General features: G+C 69.6%; 11 protein-coding genes and 1 pseudogene. 5 read left to right on the forward strand and 7 right to left on the reverse strand.

Annotated elements, in window-relative coordinates; genetic code table 11:
• Positions 1 to 63: 63 nt before the first annotated feature.
• The 4 genes and pseudogenes from QFZ65_RS08020 (at position 64) to QFZ65_RS08035 (ending at position 6,979) form a co-directional block, all read left to right on the forward strand.
• Positions 64 to 1,080: an aquaporin gene (locus tag QFZ65_RS08020; protein WP_306909611.1), complete on the forward strand. Its 1,017-nt coding sequence runs from the start codon at positions 64 to 66 to the stop codon at positions 1,078 to 1,080.
• 50 nt (positions 1,081 to 1,130) lie between these two features.
• A pseudogene (locus QFZ65_RS08025) lies at positions 1,131 to 2,355 on the forward strand (exonuclease SbcCD subunit D).
• Entirely contained in the window at positions 2,352 to 5,444 is a 3,093-nt protein-coding gene (locus QFZ65_RS08030; protein WP_306909612.1) for an SMC family ATPase, read from the forward strand. The pseudogene QFZ65_RS08025 and the gene QFZ65_RS08030 overlap by 4 nt, the downstream one beginning before the upstream one ends.
• An 86-nt stretch (positions 5,445 to 5,530) precedes the next feature.
• Positions 5,531 to 6,979: an MFS transporter gene (locus QFZ65_RS08035; protein WP_306909613.1), complete on the forward strand. Its 1,449-nt coding sequence runs from the start codon at positions 5,531 to 5,533 to the stop codon at positions 6,977 to 6,979.
• Here QFZ65_RS08035 and QFZ65_RS08040 read toward each other — a convergent pair.
• The gene (locus QFZ65_RS08040) at positions 6,976 to 7,692 is read right to left on the reverse strand and encodes an IclR family transcriptional regulator (RefSeq protein ID WP_306909614.1); all 717 of its coding nucleotides are present in this window, start codon (positions 7,690 to 7,692) and stop codon (positions 6,976 to 6,978) included. The two genes, QFZ65_RS08035 and QFZ65_RS08040, sit on opposite strands and share 4 nt — an antisense overlap.
• A gap of 218 nt (positions 7,693 to 7,910) precedes the next feature.
• On the opposite strand from QFZ65_RS08040, the gene QFZ65_RS08045 reads away from it, so the two are divergent.
• Complete coding sequence (locus QFZ65_RS08045; protein ID WP_306909615.1) at positions 7,911 to 9,245, forward strand: MFS transporter; 1,335 nt, start codon at positions 7,911 to 7,913, stop codon at positions 9,243 to 9,245.
• Between the two features lie 9 nt (positions 9,246 to 9,254).
• Here QFZ65_RS08045 and QFZ65_RS08050 read toward each other — a convergent pair whose 3' ends face one another.
• The 6 genes from QFZ65_RS08050 to QFZ65_RS08075 form a co-directional block, all read right to left on the reverse strand.
• Entirely contained in the window at positions 9,255 to 9,911 is a 657-nt protein-coding gene (locus QFZ65_RS08050) for a phosphoribosyltransferase (RefSeq protein ID WP_306909616.1), read from the reverse strand.
• A 35-nt stretch (positions 9,912 to 9,946) separates the two neighbouring features.
• Complete coding sequence (locus tag QFZ65_RS08055; RefSeq protein WP_306909617.1) at positions 9,947 to 10,774, reverse strand: alpha/beta fold hydrolase; 828 nt, start codon at positions 10,772 to 10,774, stop codon at positions 9,947 to 9,949.
• Between the two features lie 4 nt (positions 10,775 to 10,778).
• Entirely contained in the window at positions 10,779 to 11,108 is a 330-nt protein-coding gene (locus tag QFZ65_RS08060) for a biotin/lipoyl-containing protein (RefSeq protein ID WP_306909618.1), read from the reverse strand.
• Positions 11,101 to 12,129 (reverse strand): alpha-ketoacid dehydrogenase subunit beta, encoded by a 1,029-nt coding sequence (locus tag QFZ65_RS08065; RefSeq protein ID WP_306909619.1) that lies wholly within the window; start codon positions 12,127 to 12,129, stop codon positions 11,101 to 11,103. The genes QFZ65_RS08060 and QFZ65_RS08065 overlap by 8 nt, the downstream gene beginning before the upstream one ends.
• Positions 12,122 to 13,183, reverse strand: a complete 1,062-nt coding sequence (locus tag QFZ65_RS08070; protein ID WP_306909620.1) for a thiamine pyrophosphate-dependent enzyme — start codon at positions 13,181 to 13,183, stop codon at positions 12,122 to 12,124. Before QFZ65_RS08070 ends, QFZ65_RS08065 begins: the two co-directional genes overlap by 8 nt.
• Before the next feature lie 177 nt (positions 13,184 to 13,360).
• Complete coding sequence (locus QFZ65_RS08075; RefSeq protein ID WP_306909621.1) at positions 13,361 to 14,737, reverse strand: amino acid permease; 1,377 nt, start codon at positions 14,735 to 14,737, stop codon at positions 13,361 to 13,363.
• Between the last annotated feature and the right edge of the window lie 75 nt (positions 14,738 to 14,812).

Genomic DNA, 14,812 nt, shown 5'->3' on the forward strand with positions numbered 1-14,812 from the left:
AGCTGCGCAGTCCTGCACCCGAACCCCAAGCACTGCCCCGAACCCCAAGCAAAGGAACGCTTCATGACCACGCCCGCCTCCGTCTCCGAGCCGGCAGCCCCCGCGGCGCCCGCAACCGCCGCGGCCGCGCCAACCCCTGCGGCCGCGACCAGTACGGCCGCCGCCCGACTCGCGGCCGCGGGTCCCGCGGCCGCCCGTGACCGTGCAGTGCGGTCCCGGCTCCTTTCGCGGCTGGCCGCCGAAGCCCTCGGGACCCTCTTGGTCGTGGTCGCAGGCCTGGGCGTTCCCCTGTTCACCATCCCGGATTCGAACCCCCTCTCAGCTTCCCTGGCCGCGGGCCTCGCGCTCAGTGCCGCGATGCTTGCGTTCGGCTACCTCTCCGGCGGACACTTCAACCCCGTGGTCACGGTGGGTAACGCCATCGCCGGGCACATCCGCCTCCCGGAGGCAGCCGCTTACCTGGCCGCGCAGCTCGCCGGCGCGTTGCTCGGTGTCCTTACCCTCTTCGCCGTCCTGAGCACCGTCCCCAAGATCAGCGACACCAGGTCGGCGTTCGACACGGTTTCCGCAGGATTCGGCGAGCACTCCATCATCCAGGCCCCGATGGCGGGCGCGCTGCTCGTGGAGGTCCTTGGCGCCGCGCTGCTCGTGGCCGTCTATCTGGGCACCACATCGGACCGGAACCCGTCCCGGGCAGCGGCTCCGTTTGCCGTCGGCCTCACTATGGCTGTCCTGCTGCAGCTCGGCCAGGCTGTCGGCAACACCCCGTTCAACCCGGCCCGGGCGACGGCGTCGGCCCTCTTCAGCAATGCGGCCGCGCTCGGCCAGCTGTGGCTCTTCTGGGTGGCGCCGCTCGTCGGCGCGGTGCTCGCCGGACTGGTGTTCCGTGGCTTTGCGCAGGTCAGCGCGGTGCCGGCAGCAGAGGCGGCGGCCGATGAAGACACAGCCGATGAAGACGGAGCCGATGCTGACGGAGCGGATGCCGGCCACGGCGACGGTCGCGTCGAGGACGAGGTGCAGGCGCGTCCCCGGGGAACCGACGAGGCCCGGGAGTTCTTTGACGGCAGCCGTGCACGCTAGCCCCGGAGCGGTGGCCCAATACTGTCGGTGGCAGCCGATACCGTAGGAACATGCGGTTATTGCACACCTCGGACTGGCATTTGGGCCGGTCGTTCCACGGCGTCGGAATGCTTGACGCCCAGCGCGCCTTCATTGACCAGCTCGTCGGCTTCGTGCAGGACGAATCGGTCGACGTCGTCCTCATCGCCGGCGACGTGTACGACCGCGCCCTTCCCGGCGTCGACGTGGTGGGCCTGCTCGACGACGCCCTCGTCCGGCTGACCGGCGCCGGCGCCCAGGTGGTGCTCACGAGCGGCAACCACGATTCTGCGATCAGGCTCGGCTTCGCTTCGAGGCTGCTCCAGCGCGGGGGAGTGCACCTGCGCACCCGGCTGGCGGACCTGGAGACTCCGGTAATTTTCCCGTTGGACGGCGGGCCCGCCGGCGCTCCGGGCGCGGACAAGGGCAAGCGCCCGGGCGCGGACGATGGCACCAGCCCGGTGCTTGCGGTTTACGGTATCCCGTGGCTGGAACCACGGCTGGTTGCCGGGCAGCTCGGCGTGGAAACCGCCAGCCACTTCGAAGTCACCCGTGCCGCCACCGCCCGCATCCGGGCCGACCTGGCCGCCAGGGCGGGCACCCGGACGGTCCATTCCGTCGTCCTGGCGCACACGTTCGCCAGCGGGGGGATCAGCTCGGACAGCGAACGGGACCTCAGCATCGGCGGCGTTGGCGCCGTCCCGCTGGACCTCTTCGACGGCTTCGGCTACACCGCGCTGGGGCACCTGCACGGCCGGCAGGAGCTGTGCTCCACCGTGCGGTACTCCGGATCGCCGCTCGCGTATTCCTTCTCCGAGGCCAAGCACCGGAAGGGCAGCTGGCTCCTGGAGGTAGACGCAGCAGGAGTCGGCGAGGTCCGCGAAGTGCTCTGGGAAGCGCCGCGGACACTTGCCGTGCTGCGCGGCAAGATCGACGAGCTGCTCTCGGCCGGGGGACTTTGCCTGGGCCGAGGATGCCTACTGCCAGATCACGTTGACCGACGCGCAGCGCCCGTCCCAGGCCATGGAGCGGCTGCGTGCCCGCTTCCCGGACACCCTGGTGCTCGGGTTCGAGCCGGAAGGCGCCGGCGCTCCCGCCAAGGCAAGTTACAGCAGCAGGCTCGCCCAGGCCGAGGACGATCTCTCCATCTGCTGCGGCTTCCTGGAGCACGTCCGCGGCCGGAGCGCCGACGACGCCGAAGCGGCAGTCCTTGCCGAAGCACTGGAAGCCGTGCGCCTGGAAGGAATGTCCCTGTGAGGATCCACCGCCTCGAAATTTCCGCCTTCGGCCCGTTTGCCGGAACCGAGCACATCGACTTCGACCGCCTGAGCGCGCACGGTTTGTTCCTCCTCAACGGGCCCACTGGTGCCGGTAAGACCAGCGTCCTGGACGCCATCTGCTTCGCGCTCTACGGTTCCGTGCCCGGAGCCCGCCAGGACGGCAAGCGGCTGCGCAGCGACCATGCGCCGGCGGCCGCCGAGCCCCGCGTCACCTGTGAGTTTTCCGCCCGGGGCCGGCATTTCGAGGTCTCCCGCTCGCCCGCCTGGGACAAGCCCAGCGCCCGCGGCAGGAACGGCTTCACCGTCCAGCAGGCCAACACGGTGCTGCGTGAGCGCGTCGATGGCGTGTGGGTTGAAAAATCGGGACGCAACGACGAGGCCGGGGCCGAAATAACCGACGTCCTGGGCATGAACCGGGACCAGTTCACCCGGGTGGTCATGCTGCCGCAGGGCGACTTTGCCGCCTTCCTCCGGTCCAAGGCGTCCGACCGTCTTGAGCTGCTCCAGAGCTTGTTCGGCACCCAGCGGTTCGAAGCGGTGGAGCTGGAGCTCGGTCGCAAAGCCAAGGCCGCTGCCGCCGAGGTTGCCACCCTTAACCAGAAACTCGATGTCCTGCTCGCCCAGGCCGAAGCCGAAACGGACGCCCTGGAGCTCGACACCTCGGACGCCCCCGACCGCGCCGACCCTGAGGCCTTTCTATCCTGGCTTGAGGGCACTGCCGCCGCCGCCGCAGAGGAACGCCAGACCGCCGCGCTGGAGGCGGAGCTGCTGCGGGGCGAAAGGCTGTCCGCCCGGGACGCCGCGACGGCCAGGGCCGCGCGGGAAGCGAAATTGCGTGCTGCCGAACGCCGCCGCTCTGCAGCCGAAGCCGCGGCGGCCGAACTGGGTGCGAAGAGCCGGCAATTGGCCCTGCACCGGAAGGCTGAAGTGCTCGGCGGCCAGCTGCAGGCGGTAGACAGTGCCGCGGAAGCCGAGAAACGGGCAGCGGCTGCCATGGCGGCTGCGACGGAGGAGCTCCGCGTGGCAGTCCGCACCGACCCGGAACTCGCCGGTCCCGGCGCCGCTCCCGACGGCGGTTCCACCTTCGACGGCACAGCCCTCATCATCGACGGCACTGCCCCGGCCCTCGACGGCACGGCCCTGCGTTCGGCCTTGGGGAGGCTTCGCTCCCTGGGTGCGGTACTTGAAGAACGGCTGCCGGACGAAGCGAGGCTCGTCGGGCTGCGGACCCGGGCCGCCGAGCTGCGTCAGACTGTTGCCCAGCTGGAGGCCGGGCGGATCTCCGGCGTTGCGGCCCTGGCCGCACTGCGGAGCGAATCGGAGGCGCTTCTCGCGGGATTGCGTCCCCTCGAAGAGCTGGCGGCCGAGGTCCAGGTGCGGGCCAAAGAAGCAGCCGCCGCCGAAGAACTGGTTGTGCTCGTCCGGCGCCATGCGGCGGCCCGGGAGGCCTGCGGCGCAGTGGAGCGGCGGCACGTCAACGCCCGCGAGGAATACCAGGACCGTCGCCAGCGCTGGCTGGATCTGCGCGAGGAACGGCTTGCCAACGCAGCCGCGGAGCTGGCCTTGCAACTGCTGCCCGGCGCCGCGTGCCCGGTCTGCGGCAGCCCCGAGCATCCGGCCCCCGCCCCGGCTGCGGCTTCGGCGCTTGCAGTGGCCGAGGCCGAACAGTCGGCGCAGCTCGAGTGCGAGGAGGCGGAGACCACCCTCGCCGCACTGGAACGCGAGCTTTCCGAAGCGCAGCAGGAAGTTGCCGTCCTCGCGGCCCAAGGCGGTCACATCGCCCCTGATGACGCGGGCCGGGAGGCTATCCTCGCGGCTGAACGCGCTGCCGAAGCCCGCCAGGGTGCCGAGGAACTGGCCGTCAACCGGGCCCGGCACGCCAAACTGGAGGAGGAAATCTCCGGCGTCGAGCAGGCACAGGCGGCAGCAACAGCCTCCATCGTCCAGACGGAGTCCACCATCACGGAAGTGGAGCAACAGGCTGACTCGCTCGAAGAGGCGCTCGAAAAACTGCGTGCCGGGCATTCCGTCCTCGCCGGACGGATGGCAGCCCTGCGCACCACCACCGCCGTTCTGGAACGCGCCGACGCGGCGCGGTCGGCGGTGGAACAGGCCGAGGCCCGCGCAGCGGACGCTCGGGAGCAGCTGCAGCGGGCGCTCCCGAAAGCCGGCTTTGACTCCGCCGAGGCGGCGCGCACCGTGCTGCTCGCTGCGGCGGAAGCAGCGGCGCTGGATGCAGCAGTCCGCGCGGGGCAGGATGAGGCAGCCAGGATCGAGGAGCTCTTTTCGAGCGAGGAGCTGGTGCTGGCAGCTGCCGAACTGGAAAGCGAGGGCCCCCTTGAGGACGCAGTACTGGACCGGCTGCGGGCGGAGGCAGCAACCGCGGAACGCGCGGCCCGTGAAGCCGCAGTCGCCGCGGGCCTCGCGGAGAAATCCCGCCGGACCCTGGCCAGGACCGCCACAGACTTTGGGCGGCTGATGGCGGCCGGCCGGGAGCCACGGAAGCGCGCAGCCCTGCTGAACGCCGTCGCTGAGACCGCGCGGGGCGGAGGAGAGAACAACTACCGGATGAGCCTGAACAGCTACGTGCTGGCAGCCAGGCTGGAACAGGTGGCGGTCGCCGCCTCGGAACGGCTGATCGGGATGAGCGACGGGCGCTACACCCTGCAACACACGGATGCGAAAGCAGCCCGTGGGGCCAAGTCCGGTCTGGGACTGGAAGTGGTGGACGAGTGGACCGGTCAGCGCAGGGACACCGCGACGCTCTCCGGCGGCGAGTCGTTCATGGCTTCGCTCGCCCTGGCCCTTGGCCTGGCCGACGTCGTGCAACAGGAGTCCGGCGGTGTGGACATCGAGACCCTCTTTGTGGACGAAGGATTCGGCAGCCTCGACGAGCAGGCTTTGGAGCAGGTCATGGACGCGCTGGAGGGGCTCCGTGACGGCGGCCGGGTGGTCGGGCTCGTGAGCCACGTGGCGGAAATGAAGCAGCGCATCGGCGCCCAGCTGCAGGTGGCCAAGCAACGCAACGGCTCCACGCTCCACATCTCCGAGGACGGCCTGCTGTGAGGACGGGTCTGGTTATAATCGGATAGTTACCGGGTCGCGCGCATCGGGAGGGGGGACGATGCGCACCATTGAACGAACCCGGAATCATGAACCCCACACGTTCTTCTTCAGCGGCCGCCTCGACGCCGCCCGCCTCGACCCCGGCTGCCGAGCAGCACCCCGCTTCGACTCCGGCTGCTTCGACGCCGGCTGCCGAGCAGCACCGCGCCGGCAACACGTCCCCGGGACGCGGGTCCGCCGCCCCACGCCGGGCCGGCCGTTACTCCCGCCTGGTGCTTCTGGCAGGGCGGAGCTTTATCCCGCTCGGACTCTTTGCGCGGCTTCCCCTTGCCATGCTCACGGTCGGTGCCCTCACCCTGGTCACGGCCGTCACCGGCTCCTATGCCGTCGGAGGGGTCTCGGCGGGAGCGGTCGGCGTCGGCTCGGCGCTGGGCGCGCCCGTTCTCGGCGTACTTGCGGACCGGCTGGGCCAGCGTCCGGTGCTGGTGTTTGCCGCGGCGTTCAACACCGTCGCGGTCATCGCACTGATCCTTGCCGCGGAACTGATGGCCGGGGGACAGGACCTGGACCGTTCCGTTCCCGTGCTGGTTGCCGCGTTTTTGGCCGGTGCGACCAGCCCGCAGGTGGGACCGCTGGCCCGGGTCCGCTGGATGGCCCTGACCTCCCGGGGCGGGCGCGCCCCCGACACGGCGGATCTTGACACGGCACTCTCCTATGAAGGCACGGCCGACGAGCTGACCTTCGTGCTGGGGCCGGCGCTGGTGGGAATCCTCGCGAGCCTCTTCGTTCCCTGGCTGCCGCTGGCGCTGGCCGCCGCGCTGACCATCACGCTGGTGCCGGCCTTTGCCGGGCACCCCACCGTCCGGGCCGTGATCCGGACGCCGTCCCTGAATGCGGCCGCGAGGGCGCAGGAGAAAGAGCGGAGGAGCTCTCTTCCGGTCCGGCAAAGGGTGCGGGCGTCCGCCGCCGTCGCGCTTCCGGTCCTGGCCATGGTCTGCATGGGCACGTTCTTCGGCTCCACGCAGGCTTCGCTCAGCTCCTTTTCCGCAAGCTTTGCCACCTCGGAGCTGGCGGGGCTGCTGTACGCCGTGATGGGACTGAGCTCGGCCGCCGCCGCGCTCTCGGTCGCCTATTGGCCGCGGCGGTTGACGACGATCATCCGCTGGCTCGGTTCTGCGGCGCTGATGGCTGTCCTTTCCCTGCTGTTGCTGCTGCCTTCGACCGCGCTGCCCATGGTCCTGGTGCTGCTGCTGCTGGGCCTGCCCGTCGGCCCGCTCATGGTCACGATCTTCTCCATCGGCGGGGTCGTCGCCCCGGCGGGCAAGCTCGGGACTGTCATGACGGCCCTGGCCAGCGGAATCGTCGCCGGGACCGCCGTCGGATCCTCCATTGCCGGACAGCTCGCGCAAAACCACGGCTACGCGGCGGCCTTCCTCGTACCTGTCTGCGCCGCCTCGGCGCTGTTCCTGCTGGGGGCCGCGGCCGCCGTCGTCCTCCAACGGAAGACGTCAACGGCGCCCATGCCCGCCGCTTAGCCCAGCTGGCTCTCAATCCGCGCGGCGCTCGCGGCCAACGCTGCGCCGACCTCCTCGGGGTCCTGGGCGTCGCGGATATAGACGACGGCGAGGGCTGCCGGGCGTCCGCCGGGAACCCGGATGGGAACCGCCAGCGAGGAGACTCCGGGGATGACCTCGTCGTGGCTGGCGGCATAGCCCCGGCTGCGGGCTTCGGCGGCCTCCGCGCGGTAAGGGATCCCGGGGGCGGCCGCGTGCCACTGCTCCGCGGAGAACGCCGACTGGATGGCGATGCCGGGAGCGCCGGCGCTGATCGGATGCCGGGAGCCGGGATGCTGGACCACGGTGGCGGCGTTGTGCCGCGGTTCGACGGTGACCAGCGTGACGCATTCGGCGTGGTCCCATACGGCTACGAAGGCGCTCATCGTCAGCGCATTGGCGAGTTGGGTCAGCTCCGGCAGCGCGGCCGTCTGCAGGTCGCGCGAAACGCCCCGCGCCAGCACGGCGAGGCCGGGACCGGGCTGCACCCGGCCGCCCGCGTCGCGAACCAGCAGGGAGTGGTCCTCCAGCGTGCGGAGGATACGGTAGGCCACGGACCGGTGGACCCCCATGGCGTCGGCAAGTTCGGCGATGGTGAGGGGTTGCTGCGCCTCGGCGAGGATTTCCAGGGCCCGGATGCCGCGGGACAGCGTCTGGGACGGGGAGGCCGGGGGGCTCGCGGCAGTCTGGGTCATGAAGTCCATCCTAGGGCGGGTCTTCACCCCGCGGCACGGACCCGAAGCACGGCGCCCTCGGTGGGTGGGTCCGCGGTTACGGACGGTGTGTGCTTTATCACAGTGCGCATAGTATGATGCTTAGAATTAACTGACCGTTCGATCGGTAATTCCCGAGGCTTCAGTTATTCACTTGCACCCACCCGGGCAGTGCCTCTGTCCCCAGCAACGGAGTTTCAATGACCGCAACTTCAACCGTCGATTCCGAGGCGGGCCCCAGTACCAAGCAGGAGGAACGCAAGGTTCTCGCGGGGACGCTGGTCGGGACCACCATCGAGTGGTACGACTTCTTCATCTTCGCCCAGCTCACGGCCACGCTGCTGTCGCCGCTCTTCCTGGCGCCCCTGAACGAGTCCAACCCGGGCCTGGCGCAGATCCTGTCCTTCGCCCTCATCGGCATCAGCTTCCTGTTCCGCCCGCTGGGCGCCATCATCGCTGGGCACCTGGGGGACCGCCTCGGGCGCAAGGCCATGCTGGTCCTCACCCTGATCACGATGGGTGCCGCGACGGCCCTGATCGGCGTGCTGCCCACTTACTCCCAGATCGGCGTCTGGGCCCCGATCCTGCTGATCACTCTCCGCATCGTCCAGGGCTTCTCCGCCGGCGGCGAATGGGGCGGCGCGGCACTCATGGCCGTGGAGCACGCCCCGAAGGGCAAGCGCGGCTTCTTCGGCGCCTACCCGCAGATCGGCGTTCCGGTCGGCATGATCCTGGCCACCGGCCTGCTCTACTTCCTCAACACCGGCATGTCCAAGGAGGACTTCGGAGCCTGGGGCTGGCGCGTACCCTTCCTGCTCTCCATCGTGCTGATCGTGGTCGGCTACGTGATCCGCCGCGCTGTCGGTGAGAGCCCGGTCTTCAAGGAGATGGCGGCCCGCAAGGAGGAAAGCAGGGCACCGCTCGGCGAGCTCGTCCGCAAGCACAAGAAGGCCGTCCTCTACTCGACGATGATCTTCATCGGCAACAACGCCGCCGGGTACCTGCTGATCGCCTTCTTCATCTCGTACGCCACCAAGTCCCTGAAGATGCCCACGCCGCAGATTCTGCTGGCCACCACGCTGGCATCCTTCGGCTGGCTGATCTTCACCCTCGTCGGCGGCTGGCTCTCAGACAAGATCGGCCGTGTCAAGACCTTCCTGATCGGCTACGGCATCGTCTTCGCCTGGATGATCCCGATGTTTGCCCTGATCGACACCAAGGACATCCTGCTCTACGGGGTCGCGCTGTTCGTCCTCACCATCGGCCTGGGCCTGTCCTACGGCCCGATGTCCGCCATGTACGCCGAGATGTTCCCGGCCAACGTCCGCTACTCGGGCATCTCCATCGGTTACGCCTTCGGCGCGATCCTGGGCGGCGCCTTCGCGGCCACCATCGCCGAAGCCCTGCTGCAGGGCACCAAGTGGACCGGTTCCATCGGCATCTACATCATGATCCTGTGCGTCATCTCCGCCGTCGGCGTTCTCCTCGCCAAGGAGACCCGGGGCCTACCGCTCGGCGTCAGCAGCCACCACTAGGCGCCCTGCCTAGGGCTGCTGCTTCCGCAGGTGACGGACGACGTCGTCGTCCGTCACCTGCGGAAACCTTTCGTAGTAGCTGCCGACGGCGCGGAACTCGCCCGGGATATGAAGGCTCAGGATTCCGTCCGCGGCGTCCTGGAGCGAGTTCTGCGCATACAGCGAGGCGACGGGAACCGCGACGACGACTCCGGCGGCGCCTGCCCCGCGGACGGCCTCGACGGCGGCCCGCATGGTCGCGCCGGTGGCCATGCCGTCGTCGGCCAGGATCACTGTGGCGCCAGGGAAGTCCGGCCCGGTGTCCGGGTAGGCCGCGGCCTCGCGTTCCAGCTCGGCGCGTTCCCGGTGCTCCACCCCGTCCAGGGCCGCGGTCTGGATGCCGAGCTGCCGGAGCTGGTCCACGAAGGGGCGGTTCAGCACGCGGACCACCTGGCCGCCGGTCCAAGCCAACGCGCCGAAGGCCGTTTCCTCGTGTCCGGGGATCCCCAGCTTGCGCACCGGGAGGACGGCAAACCGGAGCCCGAGCGTCTGCGCTGCCGCCGCCGCCACCGGCACACCTCCCCGCGCCAGGGCCACCAGCACGGTGTCGGGCCGGCCGCGGAACTGCCGGAGCGCGTCCGCGAGCAGCCGGCCGGCCTGTTCACGGTCGCTGAAGCGCATGCCCATCGGTCCCTCTTCCGTGGTCGGGGCTGCCGCCCGGCTCAGACGCCCAGGAAGCTGATCGCCCCCTGCTTGAAGGCGCGGCTGGTAATGGCGTTGGTGTGGTTGCGGCCCGGCAGCACAAGCTGTTCAACCATCGCCCCGGCCTTGCTGCCGAGCGCGGCGAGCTCGGGCAGGGAACCGGCGCGCTCGTCGTTTTCGCCGGCCACCAGCAGGATCGGCATGTGCGGCACGGCCTCGGCGGGGTCGAAGGGCTCGCCCTTGATGGCCTCCACGAGCGTCAGCAGGGCGAAGATGTTGTTGCTCGGCAGCAGCATGGCCATCTTGAGCAGCCCCGCGGTGGACGCGTCGGCAATGGGCGTCCCGTCGGCGAGGTAGCGCTGGGCGGCGAGGAGGTCGAATTCGGCGAGGGGGTCGGCAACGTTGGGTCCGCCGAGGACCAGCCGGTGGACCAGTTCGTGCTGGGTCGCCCCGAACTCCCAGGCGAGCCGGGAGCCGAGGGAGTAGCCGATCACGTCGAGCCCGCTGGCCGGGTCGCCGTCGCGCAGGGGCCGGGCGCCGGCGTCGAACGCGGTCTGGAGCAGGTCCGCGCGGATCCGGCTGGGAGAGTAGGAGTCCATGTCCTCGGGCGCGCCGCTGCGGCCGTGTCCGGGCAGGTCCACGGTGATGACGCGCCGGCCGGCGTCCAGCAGCGCGCCGATCCAGCCGGTGTCTTGCCAGTTGAGCTTGGAGGACGAGGAGAAACCATGCAGCAGCAGCACCGGGCGCAAGCCGGCGTCGTCCTTGGGCTCGTGCACCTCCACGTACAGCTGGGGGTCCGTGCCCTCAACGGTGTGCAAGTGCTGGTCGCTGGTGTGTCTGCCGCTCATGGTGTCAGTCCTCATCAAGTACGGCGCTCAGGCGGACCCGGCGCTTCGGTGCCTCTTCCACCGGGACGGTGCCCACGATGCCGGCGGTGTTGTCCGGCACCTCGAACACAATCAGGGGCTCGCCGACATTGATCCTGTCACCGGGCCCGCCGTGGATACGCACTACCTTACCTGCCTGCGGACTCGGCAATTCAACCGCCGATTTCGTGGTTTCGACCTCCACGAGGGGCTGGTTGCGCTCCACCTGGTCGCCCGGTGAAACCAGCCATTCCAGCACGGTCGCTTCGATCAGGCCCTCGCCCAGGTCGGGGAGCGGAAAGGAAATTTCAGCCACGCCGGTACTCCAATACTCGCTGGATCCCGAAGAGGATCCGGTCAATGTTCGGGATGTATTCGTCTTCCAGATCGCCCGAGGGGTACGGGACGTCGAAGCCGGTGACGCGTTCCACCGGCGCCTTGAGGGTGTCAAAGCAGCCCTGCGTGATCAGCTGCGCCACTTCGGCACCGAGGCCGGAGGTGAGCGGTGCTTCGTGGACGACGACGGCGCGCCGGGTCTTGCGGACGGAGGCGGCCAGCGCTTCGGCGTCGATCGGCTTGAGCCAGCGCAGGTCCAGGACCTCGACGTCGATGCCGTCCTCGGCCGCGAGGTCGGCCACCTGCAGGCAGCGCGCCACCATGGCCCCCCAGGCGACGAGCGTGAGGTGGCGGCCCGGGCGCATCACCTTCGCGCCGGTGGGCGGGCCGCCGTGTTCCGGCGCCACGTCGCCCTTCTGCCAGTAGCGCGACTTCGGCTCCAGGAAGATCACCGGGTCCGGGCGGGCGGCGGCGTACTTCAGCAGGTGGTAGGCCTCGTGCGGGTCCGACGGCGAGACGACTTTGAGGCCCGGGACGTGCGCGAAGAGCGCTTCGAGGCTCTCGCCATGGTGTTCGGGCGCGCGGATGCCGCCGAAGCTCGGGACCCGGAGCGTGATCGGCATCGGCAGCCTGCCCCGGCTCCGGTAGTTCATCCGCGCGATCTGGCAGACAATCTGGTTGATGGCCGGGTAGGCGAAGCCGTCGAACTGGACCTCGGGGATCGGGTGGAAGCCCGCCATCGCCAGGCCCACGGACAGGCCCAGGATGCCGGACTCCGCCAGCGGGGTGTCGGAGACCCGCTGCTCGCCGTGTTTGGCCTGCAGCCCGTCGGTGATGCGGAAGACCCCGCCGAGCCGGCCGCAGTCCTCGCCGAAGATTACGGCTTTGGGGTTGTCCGCGAGCACCTCGTCGAGCGCCCGGTTCAGCGCCTGCTGCATGGACAGGACGGTGCTCGCAGCGGGCGTATCCACCGTGCCGCTTTCCAGGGTGAAGCTAGACATGTTCCGACTCCTTCCGCCAGCTGGCCGCCTGGGCCTGCAGTGCAGGGGTGGTTTCCTGGAACACCAAGTCAAACATCTCGGCCCCGGGGCGGGGCGTGAGCGCCTGGAGGCCTGCACGGATCTGCTCCTCCTCGGCCCTGGCGGCGGCCAGGGCTCCGGCAAAGAACTCCTCGTCCGCAATCCCGTCCGCCAGCAGGCGCTGCCGGAAGCGTTCCAGCGGGTCCTCACCCGCGCCCTCACGTTCCTCGTCCAGTGAACGGTAGCGGCCGGGATCATCGGAGGTGGAATGCGGGCCGCGCCGGTACGTCATGGCTTCGACCAGTACCGGGCCGTTGCCCTGCCGGGCGTGCGCGAAGGCGCGGCGCGTCGCGTCGACGACGGCCACCACGTCGTCGCCGTCGATTTGCAGGGCGGGCATGCCGTAGCCTGCGGCACGGGCCGCCACCGAGCCCCCGGCCACCTGGCGCTCTGTCGGGACCGAGATGGCCCAGCCGTTGTTCTGGACGAAGAACACCACCGGTGCCTTCATGACGGCGGCAAAGTTCATGGCCTCGTGGACGTCGCCCTGTGAGGAGGCACCGTCGCCGAAGTACGCGAGCGCAACGCCGGTCGTGTGTTCGGTGCTTGCCCCGGCGGGGCGCGAGAGCGTCTGCCCGTGCGCCCAGCCGACGGCGTGCAGCACGGAGCCTGCCACGACCGCCTGGATCGGAGCGAGCCGGGACTCCAGCGGGTCGTACAGCCCGCCGTGCCAGATGGCTTTGTGCGTGGACATGTAGGCCACCATGTCCACGCCGAGGGTCCGGGCGACGCCCATCTCCCGGTAGGTCGGGAAAACGAAGTCGCGGGTCCTGTCCACGGCGTAGCCGCTGCCCACCTGCGCCGCCTCCTGGCCGGCCTCGGGCGCGTAGCCGGGGATGATGCCCTGCCGTTGCCAGGCGATGGCAGAGGTGTCGAGGTGGCGGACGGCCGCCATCAGCGAGTAGAGCTCGCGGAGGTCGGCGGGGCTGAGCGGCGCGGCGTCGTCGCCGGATGCTCCGGGAGGAAGTGTGTCCATGCCTGTGACCCTAGTCACGCTTCCGGTGCTGGGCAATCAGCGCCGGAAGCGGTGACCAGACTGCACAATGTTGCCCTTCGACGGCCTCTTGTGCCTAGCAACCTGTACAGGCCCGCCGCTCCCAAGTAGCTCGCAGTTGGTGTCGTTCTGAGGGCTCAAAACGACACTTACTGCGAGTTAGTTGGGCTCGCGGGACCGGGTGAGCCGGGCGCCGATCCAGCACGCCGCCGCGATCCCGGCGACCAGGGCCAGGGTGCTGAAGAGCTGCCGGCTGCTTTCGGGGCTGCTGAACCCGACGGCGAAAATGAGCGCCAGGAGTACCAGCCCGAAGATGGTCAGCCCGGGAAAGCCCTTCATCCGCAGGGGCAGCGCCGTGCCGTCCCGGTCCGCGCGCCGCCGGAGGATCAGCTGGGAGACCAGCGCCATGCCCCAGACCACGAGGCAGGTGGAGCCCACCAGCTGGAACAGGGCCGGCAGGATCTGGTCCGGGAAGAGCAGTTCCAGCACGGCGGCGAGGAAGCCGAAGGCCACCGAGACGCCCACCGCCACCACAGGCACCCGTGCCTTGGTGAGCCGGGACAGGATCCGGGGGGCCTCGCCACGCTCGGAGAGCGAGAAGACCATGCGGGAGGCGCCGTAGAGGTTGGCGTTCAGGGCCGAAAGCAGCGCCACCACGGCCACCAGCGTGATGGCCGTGCTTGCGCCCGGGATGCGGGCCATGTCGAGGACGCCCGCAAAGGGTGAGGCCAGGGCCTCCGAGGTGGACGGAAGGACCGCTGCGATGACGAAGACGGAGCCGATGTAGAACACCAGGATCCGCCAGACCACCGTCCGGATCGCCCGGGCCACGCTGCGCTCGGGATCTTCTGTCTCGGCGGCTGCCACGCTGACGATCTCGGTGCCGCCGAACGCGAAGATCACCACGAACAGGGCGGTGGCTACGCCGCCCAGGCCCGCAGGGGCGAAGTCGGAGGTGATGTTTGCCAGGCCGGGGGAGCCGACGGCGGGCAGCCAGCCCAGCAGGAGGGCGGCGCCGATGGCCAGGAACAGCACAATGGCAACCACCTTGAGGATGGCGAACCAGAACTCGAACTCGCCGAAGTTTTTGACTCCGGCCAGGTTGATGGCGGTAAAGACGGCCATGAAGATCAGTGACAGCGCCCAGACGGGGACCACCGGCCAGACGCTGAACAGCAGGCCGGCGGCGCCCAGGGCCTCGGCCGCGATGACGACGACGAGCTGCAGCCACCAGAGCCAGCCGATGGTGGCGCCCGCGGTCGGTCCCATGGCCTTTTGCGCGTAGACAGAGAAGGCGCCGCTGTTCGGGTGGGCGGCGGCCATCTCGCCGAGGGCCCACATCACGAGGATGATCAGGGTTCCGGCAACAAGGTAGGAGACCAGGACGGCGGGTCCGGCGGCCCGGACTCCTGCTCCCGAACCGAGGAACAGGCCGGCGCCGATCGCGCTGCCAAGTCCCATCATGGTGAGCTGGCGGGGTTTCAGAGTGTGGCCGAGTTCCAGGGCCGGGCGCTCCGCGGTGGACTTCATCGTCATACTGGCGAACCTTCTTGTGGTTTTGGGACGGGATGTCCTTGTGGGACTTATCGAATTTACCGTCTTTTGGCCCTG

The sequence above is a fragment of the Arthrobacter sp. B3I9 genome (genome assembly GCF_030816935.1).
GTDB lineage: Bacteria > Actinomycetota > Actinomycetes > Actinomycetales > Micrococcaceae > Arthrobacter.